The organism is Luteitalea sp. (assembly GCF_022842525.1).
Lineage (GTDB): Bacteria > Acidobacteriota > Vicinamibacteria > Vicinamibacterales > Vicinamibacteraceae > Luteitalea.
This window is the reverse complement of the sequence record NZ_JALHPM010000002.1, coordinates 39,094-53,112: the sequence shown is the minus strand read 5'-3', so window position 1 is coordinate 53,112 and position 14,019 is coordinate 39,094. Positions and strand designations below refer to the sequence as shown.

Here is a 14,019-nt window from a genome sequence, read left to right as displayed (position 1 = left end):
GATGATCGCGTGATCGAGCCGCCCTCGTCGCCCGAGGCCGTCCAGTTCGGCCGTCCGCCGGAGGGCTGGCGTCGACGATGGTTCGCCATCATCTTCGAGTCGGACACACCCGCTGGCCGTCGCTTCGACCTGACGCTGCTGGTGGTGGTGGTCGCGAGCGTGCTTGTGGTGATGTTCGAGTCGGTGCGGCCGCTGGCGACCCGCCACGCGCAGCTGTTGCTCGCGGTCGAGTGGGCGTTCACGCTGCTCTTCACGGCAGAGTACGTCGCGCGACTCGCGTGCGTGCAGCGACCGCTGCGCTACGCCGGCAGCTTCTTCGGCCTCGTCGACCTGGCGTCGGTGCTGCCGATGTATCTGGCCGCGTTCGTGCCAGGACTGCACGTCCTCATCGACATCCGCATCCTGCGGATGCTGCGCGCCTTCCGCATCCTCAAGCTGACCGAGTACGTGCGGGAGTTCGCCAGTCTTGGCGACGCCCTCCACGCCAGCCGCCGCAAGATTGCCGTCTTCCTGTCGGTCGTGGCCATGGTCGTCGTGGTGCTCGGCACCGTGATGTATGTGGTCGAAGGGCCCGACAGCGGCTTCACCAGCATCCCGGTGGCCATCTACTGGGCGATCACCACGATGACGACGGTCGGCTTCGGCGACATCGCGCCGCAGACCAACCTCGGGCGGGCGGTGGCGAGCATCGTCATGCTCCTCGGCTGGGGGATTCTCGCCGTGCCCACCGGCATCGTGACCGCCGAGATGACGACGCGCCGCATGTCGCTGCTGGACGTCTCGCGCCACTGCGGGGCGTGCGGAGCGTCCGTGAGCGCCGCCGATGCCAGGTTCTGCCATCGCTGCGGCACCTCCCTCGCGTGAGTCGTCGACCGATCCGGTCGCGGTAGATTGCGCCGTGCCTCCCTCGCGGCCAACGCGTCAGCTGGACTGGCGCCACCTCGACAGCAAGCCGGACCGATGACCCCACCCGTGCACCGCTTCGTCTGCCGACCGCCTTGCTCACGTATGTCGGCTGGACACTGCTGACGCTCTTCGGCATGCGCTGGGCCAGCGACGGCAGCAATGGGACTTCGGGACCTTCGTCACGTCCGCCACCGCGGATACGGCCGCGCCTGAGGATTTCACGGCGGGATGGGTGTGGGCGTTGCCGATGGCGATCGTGCTGCCCAACGCGCTCTACGCGCTCGTCCTGTTGCGACGCGTCCGCAACGACACGCGGCTGTCGACCGACTGACGTCCGCGGCGGCCGGACACCAGGTCACGCCTCACGCGCCCTTGCCGCGGCGGACCCCGATCCATGCCACTTCCAACAGGAACGGGCCGGGCGTCTTGTCAGACAGCAGGAAGCCGATCGAGGTGATGCTGGAGGGCATCACGGGGCCCACGCCCCGCAGGACCCGGCCGAACGAGGTGGCCTCGAACTGCTCCAGCGGCACCGCCACCTCAATCCACTCGCCCTTGCGGGTCTGCACCGGTGCCCGGTACGAGAGGGCCCTCGCTCGCCCGGCCGCGTAGAGATTGAGCTGGTACGCGCGCCCGTCCCCACGCACGCGTGCGACGAGCACATCGCCCATCTGCAGGCCGAGAACCCGCGGCCGCGATCGTACCGAGGCGAAGCCGCCGTTGTTCTCGAGCGACAGCGTCCCGAAGAACTCGAGCGTCTGTCGTTCGGTGATCCTGAACCGGCCGTCGGACACCCCGCCCATGACGCCGTCGTTGACGGCCTGCCACTCGGTGGCCGCCCCCGGCGAAGCGAACCCGAACAGCGGCACCTGCGGAGCCTGAGCCATCGCCCCCCCGCCCATCAGAACGGCCAGCACGGAGGCCATCGTCACCCGACGCATCCTGTCACCCCAGAACTGCAGTCTAACCTCCATGCGCCTCGCCACTCTCGCCCTGTGCTCCGTCGTGATGGCGTGCAGTCCCCTGTGGGCTTTCGCTGATCCGGATCCGCTGTCGGCCTATCGCTGGACGCATCGGTTGCTGGTCGTCCACGTGCCGGATACCGAAGCCGGCCGGGCGACGCTGGAGGCCTTGCGGGCCTCACTCCACGACCGACTGGAGGACGTGCGCGCCCGCGATCTGCTGATCATCCCGGTGGGCGACCTGCCCCGTGCGGGGGACACCCTGCCGACCGCAGTCGCTCTTGGTGCGACGGAGCGCCTCGAGGTGCGCCAACGACTCGGTCTGCAGGATCGGGTGGCTCAGCTCGTGCTGATCGGGAAGGACGGTGGGGTGAAGGCGCGGCAGACGCAGGCCGTGTTCGATCTGGCGGAGCTCTTTGCCGTGATCGACACCATGCCGATGCGGCGTGCGGAGATGCCGTGACGTGACGGAGAGGGGCGAGACACCGGCCTCGCCCCCCCCTCAGCTCGTCAGCGGAACAGGCGCCAGGCCTTGCCGAGCCGCTTGAAGATGGTCTCGCCCGACGACCCGTCGACGCCATCGTTGTCGGTGACGATGAAGAGCATGTCATCGGCACGCACGGCCACACCCTCGGGCTTGTCGGTGATCCAGCCGTTGCTCGACAGCAGCGCCGGCCGCAGGTCGTAGATCTCCTTGTCGTCGCGCGTGTACGCCTGGTCGGCACCGGCCGACAACGGCAGACGCACCAGCGTCTTGTAGCCGTTGGGCGTCTCGGCGTCGCCTGGTGAGTCGAAGCTGCCGGTGAGATTGTCGCGCTCGATCAGGATCCAGCCGTCGGGCGTGTACGTGATCTCCGACAGCCCGATCCATGCCGCATCGACGGGCTTGGGCTGGAACTGATAGCTGATGGCCGTCCACGCCGCGTCATTGCTCGCCACCGAGGGGTCGAACACCCAGAGGCGCGTCTGGGTCGGCTCGCTGATGTTGCCGCCGTCCAGCGGGTCGTCATCGAGGAGATCACAGGCCGCCGTCGTGGCGTAGTTCCACCCGCGCTGCTGCGCGGCATAGATGAGATAGCCACCATCCGGCTTGGCGACGATGTCGAGCCCTTCGAACCCGGAGCCATGGCTGCCCGTGGCGCGGGTCGATGCCGGCATCTTGGCGCGCTCCGCAGCGCGACACGCGAGGACGCTCGACGGCAGTCCGACCGTCCGCAGCACCGCGCCCGTGGCTGGATCGACCTGGACCAGCCGGTTCGGACGCGTGTCGTCGCCGTTGCCCTCACTGGCAATCCACAGGTCGCCGTTGGGCGCGTAGGCGAGCCCTTCCGGGTCGAGGCAGCCCGCCGCGGTGGTGCACGGCGCGCCCACCGTCAGCGCTCGCGTGAGCACGGCCGGGGCCTGCGTCGTGTCGATGTCGAAGATGGTCGTCGGCGTATAGAAGGAATCGGCGATGGCCTGCAGGCGGCCGGGCCGACCGGGGACCTCCGTGAGACCCGACAGCGCGCCCCACGGCACCGGCGTGGGTGCGGCCCCGCCAATCGACTCGCTGGCCGAGAGGATGGAGGGATAGAACGGGCCGTCGTCGTCGAGCTTGTAGAGCTGCACCGTGGAGCGCACGCCGAACGGCGGCGTGTCGTTCTCTCCGGAGGCCACGAGCAGATTGCGATTGGTCACGGCGAGCAGGCCCTCAGGCGCCAGCGGTCCGGGCAGCAACTGCGAGAACTGGGGCACGCCACGACGGTCGATGAGATAGACCGCCACGAAGCTGCCGCGCTCGGAGCCGACAAACAGCACGTCGTTCGAGCCGTACCTGGCGAACAGGATCGCCTCGGGCTCCGTGCCCTTCGAGTTGGAGCGACGGTCCGGGTAGTGGCCGACGCGCACGCCGAGGTGCTCGAACTCGTTGCCGCTGTCGTAGAAGACCGTGCCGTCCAGGTTGAACAGCGTGAAGCCGCGGCTGCCGCCGTCGTAGTCGCCTTCGTTGGCGGTGGCGATGCGATCGCCCACCCACGTCACGGCATCGGGCTCGCGGAGTCGACCGGGCTGGCTGTTGACGAGCGCGATGGTGTTGGGCACGCCCGACCCTGCACGCACGGTGTCGATCTGGGTGAGGTCGACGGCGCCCGCCGAGAAGTGCGTCACGATGCTGCGCCGCCGCAGGTCGACCACCACGATGTGGTTGTTCTCCTGCAGCGTGACCACCGCCTGGTTCTTGCGGTTGATGTCGACGAACTCCGGCTCCGGGTCGTCCGGGAAGCGGTTGGCGTAGCCCACGAGCGAGACATCGTCACGGACCCACGCTGTCGGTGCGCCGGCCGTCTCGATCACCGAGAGATAGCCGGCGGGGTTGCCGAGCTGATTCTGCGGCATGCCACCAAGGCGGCCGCCGCCGGTCGTGCACGCGGCCTCGGCGACCGTCTGGTCATCGGCCGTGCCGCCCACACACAACGCCTCGTCGCGCTCGTTCTCGACGACGACGGCGATGTAGCGGGAGTCGGGGCTGACCTTGATCGAATCGGGCTGACCGCCAAGGTCGATGGTCGCCACCATGTTGCGGGTGACGAGGTCGATCACCTGCAGTTCACCGCTCGGCTGCTTCTTCGACAGGCTGGTGTCGATGGCCACGAGGACGTACTGATTGCGCAGCACGGTGACAGACGTCGGCGAGTAGGCCGGGGCGCTGGCGGGATCCGGGTCGAGCGCCAGCGTGCCGGCGGCCAGCGGCCTGGCCGGGTCCGAGATGTCGATGAAGCCGAGCGCCCCTTCGGCGTCGGTGTAGATCAACGTCCGACCGTCCGGCGTGGACGTGATGATCTCGGAGACCGTCGGTGTCTCGAGCCCGGCGTTGCGGAAGTTGGCAAACGTGCCGACCCGCGTGAAGCGCCGCCCGGCACGGCGCCGTCTGTCATCGCGGTCATCGTCATCGCGGTCGTTGGCGTGCGAGATTGGTGAGGCCGCGAGCGCCAGCATGACGGCGCAGCCGAATCCGAGCAGGGTTCTTCTCATTGTCGTGACGTCCTCCAGATGGGTTTTGCCACGCTACCGGCCGCAGGTATCAGCGATGTGGCGTTCGTGCGCCGTTCGTGTGACGACCGAGCGTCATCGCCGCATCGGCCCACGAACGCCCCTGTGCGTGAGGCATACTGCGAGCCACCTCGGCCCGTCGTGTCGACGCGGGCAACGTCCCCAGGCGTCGGCACGCGCCACGGCCCGGGGGCGCGTCCTGTCGACCACGCAGACGGAGCACGCGCCGAATGGGACGGAAGACCTGGTCCATCGTCCTCGCCCTGCTGGTCGCCCTGGTGATGATCGCCAGCGGGATCGGGCACCTCACCACCCCGGATCAGTTCGTGCCGCTGGTGCCGCCTGTGCTGCCGGCGGGGTTGGTCATCGCAGCCACCGGCGTGCTGCAGATCGCCATCGGGCTGGCGGCCCTGTGGCCAGGCACGCGGAAGTGGGCCGGGCTGGCGTTCGCGGCGCTGTGCCTCGCCTACCTGCCACTGCATCTGTGGGACTTCGTGCGTCCCGACCCGTTCTTCGCGTCGCCCGTCGCCGCGACGGTTCGGGTGGTGGTGCAATTGCTGTTCATCGCCGCCGGTTGTCAGCTGTGGCGCGTCGCTGATGCCTGACTGGCGCGCCGCCTCGTGCTACCTTCTGGCGATCCGGGGCAGGTCACGTGCCGCTCACATGCCGTGCGGACCCTCCAGGCACGAGGAGCAGACAGTCATGTCCATCACGAGACGCGAGTTCGGACGAGTTGCCCTGGTCGGCGTGCCCTCCCTGGGTGCGGCGCTGCGCGGGTCCATCGGCACGGCCAGTGCCCAGACCGCGGCGCCCATGTCGCGGTGGGGCGGCGTGCAGGTCGGGCTCAACGTCCCGTACAGCCTCGGGCTCGGAAACAACCTCGCCGCCGAAGAGCTCCTGACCCACCTCGTCGACTTGCGCATCGGATCGGTCGAGTTGCGCGCGCAGCCGGTCGAGCACTTCCTCGGATCGCCCACGGTGCGGGCCGCCGCAGAGGCGGCCAAGGCCCGCGAGGCGGCGCGCGCCGCAGGACAACCGGCGCCGACGCCGCAGCAGATGGCGCAGGGAGGACGCGGCGGCGGCCGAGCGCAGACGCCCGAGCAGGTCGCAGCCGCGCAGGCGCAGAAGGCCGAGGTCCGCGCCTGGCGGGCGTCCGCCCCGTCCGCCCGTGTGAAGGCGTTCCGCCAGCTGTACGAGCAGGCGGGCGTGGTGATCGACGTGCTGAAGGTGGACGACCTCTACACGGTGTCGGACGAGGAACTCGACTACTTCTTCCAGATGGCGCGTGACCTCGGCGCCCGGGCGATCTCGTCGGAGCTGCCGCAGCAACGCAGCGACACGAAGCGCATCGGGGCGTTCGCCGACCGGCACAAGGTGTTTGCCGCCTATCACCACCACGCGCAAGGCACGGCGGCGCTGTACGAGGAGATCTTCACCGAGGCGAAGTACAACGGCGCCAACATCGACATCGGCCACTGGACGGCGACGCACAACGAATCGCCGCTCCCGTTTCTCGCGAAGCACGCCGATCGCATCCCTCACATCCACGTGAAGGATCGCCGGTTCGGGACCAATGGCGGCGAGAATCGCCCGTTCGGCGAGGGCGATACGCCGGTGCGGCAGACCCTGCAGGCCATCCGCGACAACAAGTGGGCCATCCGGCCGATCATCGAGTTCGAGTACCGCGTGCCGGAGGGGTCGACGCGCGCGGCCGAGATCACGAAGGCCCTCGCGTACTGCCAGGCGTCGTTGCAGGGTTGATTCGGTGCGGTCGAGCGAAGTACAGCACTGAATGATACAGTGATGTAGTGACCAAGACGCCTGTTCCGCTGTCGATTCTCGAACTCGGTCGGGTCAAGCAGGGATCCGACCGCCGGGCGGCCCTCGACGAGGCCCGGACGCTGGCGCAGCACGCCGAGCTCCTCGGGTATCGCCGTTTCTGGGTGGCCGAGCACCACAACGCGCCAACCGTGGCCACGGCGGCCACCTCGCTGGTCATCGCGCACGTCGCGGCGGGCACCAGCACCATCCGCGTCGGGGCGGGCGGCATCATGCTGCCCAACCACGCGCCCTACGTCATCGCCGAGCAGTTCGGCACGCTCGCGACCCTCTTCCCGGGCCGCATCGACCTCGGCCTGGGCCGCGCCCCTGGCACCGACCAGCTGACCCTGCAGGCGCTGCGCCGCGAGCCGTCGGCCGCCGACCACTTCCCGCAGGATGTCCTCGAACTGCAGGCCTTCCTCGGACCGGTCCAACCGGGGCAGCGCATCGAGGCCGTGCCGGGGTCAGGGACGCAGGTGCCGCTGTGGATCCTGGGGTCGAGCCTGTTCGGCGCCCAACTCGCCGCGCAGCTCGGGCTGCCATTCGGCTTCGCGTCGCACTTCGCGCCCGGGTCGCTCGATCAGGCGCTACGCGTCTACCGCGACGGCTTCACCCCGTCGCGCCAGCTCGATCGCCCGTACGCGATGGTGGGGGTCAACGTGATCGCCGCTCCCACCGACGCCGAGGCCCGCCACCTCGCCACCTCGCAGCAGATGTCGTTCGCCGATCTCGTGCGCGGGATGCGGGGGCTCGTGCAGCCGCCCATCGACGACATCGACCACTACTGGTCGCCGATGGAGAAGGCGCACGCGTCGCAGATGCTGGCGTGCAGTGTCGTCGGCAGTTCGTCGACCGTGAGTGCCGGGCTCGACGCGCTGCTGTCACGCACGCAGGCCGACGAGCTGATGATCGTGTCGGATGTCTTCGACCCTGCGCTGCGCCTGCGCTCGTTCGAGATGATCGCGGACGCTACGGGCGTGCGCCGCCTCATGACCGCGTCGAGTGATCCCGCCGCGGTGCCCAGCCTGGCCTGATCGCGGCGATCAGAAGCCCAGCGGCGGCGTCCATGGCGCATCGCGCCACGTGTGGTCGCCACGAAGGTACGCCCGCAGGATCCGCTGCATCGTCACCGCGTCGACGCCGTCGTCGATGTCGTGCATCGTCTCGCCGTCGTTGGTGACCTGTACCTGGTATGGCCCGTCGCCATCACCAGCGGCCTGCAGGAAGCGTGCGCCGTCCTCCAGGATCAGGTACTCGACGTCGCCACGCTGCAGCGCCGCGAGGGCCGCGTCCAGATGCGCAGGCGTCACGCCTGACAGACCTCCCGAGCCCGTCGTGGCTGGATCACCGGCCTCCGACAGCAGCGAGTCGAGCAGCGAACCGGAGTCCGGCCAGCGAAGATCCATGGGTGCGCCGACGATAGCACGGCGGTCCACCTGTCATACACTGCGGGCGATCACTCAGCAGATTCCGCTCGGTGTCCGTCGCGAGGCGTCCCGCGGCGACACTCTGCGTCCGAGGCACAGAGATGAGCAGCGGTCCTGAAAGCACGGGTGTGACCCGAAGCGCCTTCGGGTGCATCACCGTCCCGTTCCTGCTGATCGCTCTCGTTCCACTCGGGTGGGGCGCGCGGTCCAGCTGGCAGGCCGGCGACCTGGCCCGTCGAGGCGACGTGGTCGACGGGCGCGTCATCGAGTTGCGATACGTCGAATCGAATCCGACGTCCGGACGCGCCAGCCGTGGCAGCCGCGTGCGCAGCGAGTCGCCGGTCGTGCAGTACACGACCCGCACAGGCGAGTCTCGAGTGGCCATCGGGAGCGTGAACCGAGGTCCAGCACCGTGGAAGGTCGGCGACGTCGTGGCGGTCGTCTACGACCCGCAACGCCCCGAGCGCGCCGACCTGCAGAGCGAGGTCGGCGCCTGGCGTCGGTGGTTCGTCATCTGGTGCGCGGTGGCGATCGCCCCCTTGGCCATCGCACTCGCGCCGGTGGTCTTGCTCCTGCGCCAGCGTCGTTCCCGCCCTGCCGGCCTGTAGCACCCGGGCAAGCCGGCGAGCTCAGCGGTCGATGGGCCTGGCCTCGCGCGACAGGACGGCCATCGTCTCGCGAAAGCGATCACGGACGCGTGCGCGCGCTGCGTCGGCACGGCGTCGTGCCGACGCAGGGTCGCGGGCGATGGCGAGCACCGCGGCAGGCATCGCGGCGGCTTCGGCCGGCACGTCGAAGTCGAAGAGCCAGTCGCCGAGCCCGATGTCGCGCCACATGATCCCCTTCGAGCTCTGCTCCTCCCAGCGGCAGACGATCGCTGGGATGCCGTGCCCGATGCACATGATCGGGCTGTGCATCTCGTGGCCGAACAACCCGGCCGACCGACGATAGACGCTGATCGCCTCGTCAGGCAGCCAGAAGCGGTCTCGCCAGACGACGCGCCGGCGCACGTCGGGGGGAAGCCTCTCGTAGAGCATCTCGCGCGTGATCGCCATCTGCGTCTCGTCCTCGGGACACAGCAGCACGCGCAACGACGTCTCGCGGACCACCGCGTCGATTGCGGCACGCAGCGGCGCGTGATCGGCCTCCTTCTTCTCGCGGTTCCTCGCCTCACGCACCGGATTGACGGGCTCGCGGCTGCTCGGCACGAGCCAGTACGGCGTGAAGCGATACCGCGAGATGCAACAGAGAAACGTCCGGTCTTCGAGGCCGTGACTGGCAAGGAACGCCTCCGCCGTCGCCTCGTCGCGAAGGTCGGTGGCGAAGGCGGTGTCGGGTCCCCATTCCATGATGGGCGCGCGCACGCCGTCGGCGCGGGCGCGGGCCAGCGAGACGGAGTCGCGGAAGAACACGAAGCGGGCCTTCGACAGCGTCGCCTTCTCCGGGATGCCGTAGAGCCCGTAGGTGACGCCGTGCACCCCGAAGCCGCGCCCGGTGCGGCGAACGAAGGCCTCGGCGTGGGCCCATCCGAGCGTGGCCGGCCCGGACCCGTGCAGGAAGAAGTCTGCGCGATCCATCGCGGCCAGGACGTCCGGCGCCGTCACGTCCCCCCGCGCGTCGAGCGCACCCTCGACAATCGTCAGGCGCGGGAAGCGCCGCAGCATCATCGTGCGCGCCGCGGCGGTCAGAGGCTTGTAGAGCCAGAGGGTGACCTGCGCGTCCGGCAGGTGCGTCTCGATCATCGCGAGGGCACCGGGCGTGTGCGCCACATCGCCGATGTTGACCGTCTGCCAACCCGAGCACAGCAGCAGCCGGATGGGGCGGCCGCGGGTCTGCGCCGCCACCGACGCGGAGAGCGCCGTCATCACGGACGTCTGCAGGAACGTGCGCCGTCGCATGGGAACCACTCGCGTCATCGAAAGATCTCCTCGCGGGCGACGTCGGTCATCGCCACCACACCCGGATGCCTGAGCCGGCGCTCGACCGAGATCACGTAGTACCGCTCACGCACACCCTCCGCCTTGCCGACGAAGCGTCCCCCATAGAACTCCGCCACATCGTCGGCGACGGCCGCCGGGGCCGGGAACACGCATCCCGCCGCCTGCCCGAACACCTTCATCAAGGCAGAGTCCTCGAACTCGCCGACGACGGCCGGCGCGATCTTGTGTCGCCCGAACCAGTCCTCGAGTGCGTGCCGCAGCGGGCTGTTGGTCGTGGGCATCAGCATCGGCGCCTTGTGCAACGACCGCGGAAACTGCCGCCGGAGCCGCCGGGCCACGGCCGCCGGCGCGAAGAACGCGATGTCCGACTCCCCGAGCAGGTGGTTGAACACCTTGATCGGCAGATACGCCGGGGCCTGCACGTTGGCGATGACCACATCCATCGTGTACGTCGCCAGTTTCGCGATCAGCTGCTCGGGATCGTCTTCCAGGCACACGAGGCGCATGGGGTCCGGCTGCGTGATCACCGGCCGCAGCAGGCGGTAGACGACGAGCTTGGGCACCGCGTTCGCGATGCCCACGGTCAGCGGCGCGGCTCGCCAGGACCCGCGACCCTCGAGCGTCTTCATCATCTCGCGCCCGATGCCGAAGATGTCGTCCGCATAGCCGTAGACCGTCCGCCCGACGTCGGTCAGGAGCTGCGTGCGCCCCTTCCGCAGGAACAGCTGCTGACCGAGGGCCTGCTCCAGCATGCGCACCTGCGCGCTGACGGTCGGTTGCGACAAGTGCAGCGTCACGGCGGCCTTCGACACGCTGCCCTCGCGCACCACGGTCCAGAAGTACAGCAAATGGTGATAGTTCAGCCAGTGCACGCTGCCGCTCCATGTATAGAGAAAACCATCGGTCTGTCGACAAAGTATCTATTTGTTCGCTGTCCACCAAAAACTCTACCGTGAACGTGCAGCGCCGATGCGGTCTTCCGCGCACGGCGCCGAGTCCTCCACGGAAGGGTCACTCTGATGGACCTCACCGAACGGATCCTGGCGGCGTATCGCGGCGTGCCCGGGCTGAGACTGACGACAACCCAGGCAGGTCGGCTGTGGGCGTGCGCTCCGGAGGACTGCGAGCGCGCGCTCAATCACCTCGTGACGGCCGGCTACCTGTACATCGATACGAGGGCCCAGTACGCGTGGCACGGTCAACTGGCCGGCGGCCGGCCCGCCGAGCCGCACGGAGGCATGAGAGCGGTTCATGGCTCCTGACGCAGGCACCGCCTGGCACACGCGCCAGGTCGCGGACGTCCTGAGCACGCTGGCGACGCATGAGACGGGGCTGACCTCCGAGGAGGCGAGTCGTCGTCTTCAACAGCACGGCCCGAACGAACTGCAGGTGTTCGCACGGAGTTCGGCCTGGCACACGCTGGCGGCGCAGTTCAAGAACGTGCTCGTCGTCATCCTCCTCGTGGCGACCCTGCTGTCGGGTCTGCTCGGGCACGGCCTCGAGGCCGCGGTCATCGCGGTGATCGTGCTGTTTGCCGTGCTGCTCGGCTTCGTGCAGGAGTATCGCGCCGAGCGGGCGCTCGAGGCGTTGCGCGAGATGGCGGCGCCGATCGGCCACGTGCTGCGCGGCGGCGTGGAGGTGGCCATTCCGGCCCGCGACCTCGTGCCGGGTGACGTCCTCGTGCTGCGGGCCGGCGACCGGGTGCCGGCCGACGCCCGCGTGACGGTGGCCATCAACCTCGCCATCGACGAAGCGGCGCTGACCGGCGAGTCCGAGGCGGCGGAGAAGTCGTCGGCGGCCCTTGCGACGGTCGACGCGCCGCTCGGCGATCAGTCCAACATGGCCCGTGCCGGCACCGCCGTCACCCGGGGGCGCGGCCAGGCCGTCGTCGTCGCCACGGGCATGTCGACCGAGTTCGGCCGCATCAGCCGCCTGGTGCAGACCGTCGAGGCCGGACGCACGCCCCTGCAGGACAACCTCGACCGCCTGGGCTCGATCCTCGGCAAGGCGGCGCTCGCCATCGTAGCCGTGATTGTCGTGCTGGGCGTGTGGCGCGGCATCCCGCCGCTGGAGATGTTCATCTTCGGCATCGCCCTCGCCGTGGCGGTGGTCCCGGAGGCGCTGCCGGCCGTGGTGACCATCTCGCTGGCGATCGGCGTGCGCCGCATGGTGAAGCGTCAGGCACTCGTGCGACGGTTGCCCGTGGTCGAGACGCTGGGCAGCACCTCGGTGATCTGCTCGGACAAGACCGGCACGCTGACCAGGAGCGAGATGACGGTGCGCCGGCTGTCTACCGGCGGCCGGACGTTCGACGTGACCGGCGTGGGCTACGACCCGGTCGGCGAGTTCCTCGACGCCGGCGCCGCCATTCAGCCGCCGCCCGCCGTGAGGGCGCTGCTGCACGCCGCCGTCCTGTCGTCCGATGCGCGGGTGCGGCGCGACGAGCACGGTCGGTGGCACGTGGAGGGTGATCCCACCGAGGGGGCCCTCGTGGTCGCCGCCGCGAAGGCGGGCCTCGATCAGGCCTCGGCCAACGAGGCGCAGCCGCGGCAGCACGAGATCGCCTTCACCTCCGAGCGCCGACGCATGACGACCATGCACGACGTCGGCAACGGGGTCCTCGTGGCGTATTCCAAGGGCGCCGTGGACGCCATCCTGCCCGACTGCACCACATGGGCCCGCGATGGTGGGGACGTGCCGTTGCAGGACTCCGATCGCGAAGCACTGCTGGCGCTGGAGCGTGACATGGCGGCGGCCGGTCTCCGCGTCCTGGCGGTGGCCGGCAAGCACGAGGCCACCTGCGAGGATGCCGAACGAGGCATGACGTGGCTTGGCCTCATCGGCATGATGGATCCTCCGCGCGCCGAAGCACGGGCCGCCGTGCAGACGTGTCGCGACGCGGGCATCACGCCGGTGATGATCACGGGCGATCACCCGCTGACGGCCACGGCCATCGCCAGCGAGATCGGCCTGCTCGACGGACGGCGCGTCGTGTCCGGGCTCGACCTCGCGGCGCTCTCGGACGACGACCTCACGCGCGGGATCCACGAGATCGGCGTCTACGCACGGGTGTCGCCCGCCGACAAGCTGCGCGTCATCGATGCCTGGCAGCGCCGCGGCGAGGTCGTGGCGATGACGGGCGACGGCGTCAACGACGCACCCGCGCTGAAGAAGTCCGACGTCGGCATCGCCATGGGCATTGCCGGCACCGACGTCAGCAAGGAAGCCGCGGCGGTGACGCTGCTCGACGACAACTTCGCGAGCATCGTCGCGGCAGTGGAGGAGGGGCGGATCGTCTTCAGCAACATCCGGAAGTACCTCACCTTCCTGCTCTCGTCGAACGTGGGCGAGATCCTGCTGATGGCCGGGGCGGCCCTTGCGGGGATGCCGCTGCCTCTGACGGCCGTGCAGATCCTCTACGTCAACCTCGCCACGGACGGTCTGCCCGCCCTGGCGCTCGCCGTCGATCCCCCCGAGGCCGACCTCATGCGGCGCAAGCCGCGTGATCCGCGCGCCGGCGTCTTCACGCGGCCGCTCGTCGTGCTGCTGCTGACCGGCGGGTTCTGGTCCGCGGTCATCAACCTCGGTCTGTTCACCTGGCTGCTCCAGAGCGGACGTCCCGTGGCCGAGGCGATGGCGATGACCTTCGTCTCGCTCGTGCTCATCCAGTTCTTCAAGGCCTACAACTACCGGTCCGACCGCTTTTCGGTGCTCCGCAGGCCCTTCGCCAACCACTGGCTGAACATGGCCGTGGCCTGGGAGCTCGTGCTTCTGGTCCTCATCATCTACGTCCCCTTCCTCCAGCAGCCCTTCGGAACCTTCACGTTCGCCTGGACGGACTGGGCGCTCACGGTGACGCTCGCGCTCACCATCGTGCCGGTGCTCGAGACCGTGAAGTGGCTGGAGCGCCACGGCTACCTGGGTGAACTGAACTGA

Annotated in this window: 13 protein-coding genes; 8 read left to right on the top strand and 5 right to left on the bottom strand. The window is 69.3% G+C overall.

The genetic code is table 11. The features are described from left to right. The first annotated feature begins 9 nt into the window (after positions 1–9). Complete coding sequence (locus tag Q0C41_RS00790) at positions 10–864, top strand: ion transporter (protein ID WP_291980528.1); 855 nt, start codon at positions 10–12, stop codon at positions 862–864. A gap of 404 nt (positions 865–1,268) precedes the next feature. Here Q0C41_RS00790 and Q0C41_RS00785 read toward each other — a convergent pair whose 3' ends face one another. Continuing rightward, positions 1,269–1,832: a CIA30 family protein gene (locus Q0C41_RS00785; protein ID WP_291980587.1), complete on the bottom strand. Its 564-nt coding sequence runs from the start codon at positions 1,830–1,832 to the stop codon at positions 1,269–1,271. A 46-nt stretch (positions 1,833–1,878) separates the two neighbouring features. Here Q0C41_RS00785 and Q0C41_RS00780 point away from each other — a divergent pair, with 46 nt between their 5' ends. After that, positions 1,879–2,331: a DUF4174 domain-containing protein gene (locus Q0C41_RS00780; RefSeq protein ID WP_291980527.1), complete on the top strand. Its 453-nt coding sequence runs from the start codon at positions 1,879–1,881 to the stop codon at positions 2,329–2,331. Between the two features lie 47 nt (positions 2,332–2,378). Here the strand turns inward: Q0C41_RS00780 and Q0C41_RS00775 are convergent, their stop codons facing one another. Then, entirely contained in the window at positions 2,379–4,877 is a 2,499-nt protein-coding gene (locus Q0C41_RS00775) for an esterase-like activity of phytase family protein (RefSeq protein ID WP_291980526.1), read from the bottom strand. A gap of 248 nt (positions 4,878–5,125) precedes the next feature. On the opposite strand from Q0C41_RS00775, the gene Q0C41_RS00770 reads away from it, so the two are divergent. The 3 genes from Q0C41_RS00770 (at position 5,126) to Q0C41_RS00760 (ending at position 7,750) form a co-directional block, all read left to right on the top strand. Beyond that, positions 5,126–5,500 (top strand): hypothetical protein, encoded by a 375-nt coding sequence (locus Q0C41_RS00770; protein ID WP_291980525.1) that lies wholly within the window; start codon positions 5,126–5,128, stop codon positions 5,498–5,500. Between the two features lie 97 nt (positions 5,501–5,597). Further along, on the top strand, positions 5,598–6,656 hold the full coding sequence (locus Q0C41_RS00765; RefSeq protein WP_291980524.1) for a TIM barrel protein: 1,059 nt from the start codon (positions 5,598–5,600) through the stop codon (positions 6,654–6,656). A 47-nt stretch (positions 6,657–6,703) separates the two neighbouring features. Continuing rightward, complete coding sequence (locus tag Q0C41_RS00760; protein ID WP_291980523.1) at positions 6,704–7,750, top strand: LLM class flavin-dependent oxidoreductase; 1,047 nt, start codon at positions 6,704–6,706, stop codon at positions 7,748–7,750. 9 nt (positions 7,751–7,759) lie between these two features. On the opposite strand, the gene Q0C41_RS00755 is transcribed toward Q0C41_RS00760, so the two are convergent. Then, complete coding sequence (locus Q0C41_RS00755) at positions 7,760–8,122, bottom strand: hypothetical protein (RefSeq protein ID WP_291980522.1); 363 nt, start codon at positions 8,120–8,122, stop codon at positions 7,760–7,762. A gap of 122 nt (positions 8,123–8,244) precedes the next feature. On the opposite strand from Q0C41_RS00755, the gene Q0C41_RS00750 reads away from it, so the two are divergent. Next, positions 8,245–8,751, top strand: coding sequence for a DUF3592 domain-containing protein (locus Q0C41_RS00750; RefSeq protein WP_291980521.1), 507 nt, complete (start codon positions 8,245–8,247; stop codon positions 8,749–8,751). Positions 8,752–8,772: 21 nt separating this feature from the next. On the opposite strand, the gene Q0C41_RS00745 is transcribed toward Q0C41_RS00750, so the two are convergent. Next, positions 8,773–10,041, bottom strand: coding sequence for a polysaccharide pyruvyl transferase family protein (locus tag Q0C41_RS00745; RefSeq protein WP_291980520.1), 1,269 nt, complete (start codon positions 10,039–10,041; stop codon positions 8,773–8,775). Between the two features lie 14 nt (positions 10,042–10,055). Further along, positions 10,056–10,955, bottom strand: a complete 900-nt coding sequence (locus Q0C41_RS00740; protein WP_291980519.1) for a LysR family transcriptional regulator — start codon at positions 10,953–10,955, stop codon at positions 10,056–10,058. 147 nt (positions 10,956–11,102) lie between these two features. Here Q0C41_RS00740 and Q0C41_RS00735 point away from each other — a divergent pair, with 147 nt between their 5' ends. After that, positions 11,103–11,345, top strand: coding sequence for a hypothetical protein (locus tag Q0C41_RS00735; protein WP_291980518.1), 243 nt, complete (start codon positions 11,103–11,105; stop codon positions 11,343–11,345). After that, positions 11,335–14,019 (top strand): cation-translocating P-type ATPase, encoded by a 2,685-nt coding sequence (locus tag Q0C41_RS00730; protein ID WP_291980517.1) that lies wholly within the window; start codon positions 11,335–11,337, stop codon positions 14,017–14,019. The genes Q0C41_RS00735 and Q0C41_RS00730 overlap by 11 nt, the downstream gene beginning before the upstream one ends.

Coding starts and splice junctions, on each gene's coding strand:
- Q0C41_RS00785 (WP_291980587.1), bottom strand. CDS start 1,832: ATGGCCTCCGTGCTGGCCGTTCTGATGGGCGGGGGGGCGATGGCTCAG.
- Q0C41_RS00780 (WP_291980527.1), top strand. CDS start 1,879: ATGCGCCTCGCCACTCTCGCCCTGTGCTCCGTCGTGATGGCGTGCAGT.
- Q0C41_RS00775 (WP_291980526.1), bottom strand. CDS start 4,877: ATGAGAAGAACCCTGCTCGGATTCGGCTGCGCCGTCATGCTGGCGCTC.
- Q0C41_RS00770 (WP_291980525.1), top strand. CDS start 5,126: ATGGGACGGAAGACCTGGTCCATCGTCCTCGCCCTGCTGGTCGCCCTG.
- Q0C41_RS00765 (WP_291980524.1), top strand. CDS start 5,598: ATGTCCATCACGAGACGCGAGTTCGGACGAGTTGCCCTGGTCGGCGTG.
- Q0C41_RS00755 (WP_291980522.1), bottom strand. CDS start 8,122: ATGGATCTTCGCTGGCCGGACTCCGGTTCGCTGCTCGACTCGCTGCTG.
- Q0C41_RS00750 (WP_291980521.1), top strand. CDS start 8,245: ATGAGCAGCGGTCCTGAAAGCACGGGTGTGACCCGAAGCGCCTTCGGG.
- Q0C41_RS00745 (WP_291980520.1), bottom strand. CDS start 10,041: ATGCGACGGCGCACGTTCCTGCAGACGTCCGTGATGACGGCGCTCTCC.
- Q0C41_RS00735 (WP_291980518.1), top strand. CDS start 11,103: ATGGACCTCACCGAACGGATCCTGGCGGCGTATCGCGGCGTGCCCGGG.
- Q0C41_RS00730 (WP_291980517.1), top strand. CDS start 11,335: ATGGCTCCTGACGCAGGCACCGCCTGGCACACGCGCCAGGTCGCGGAC.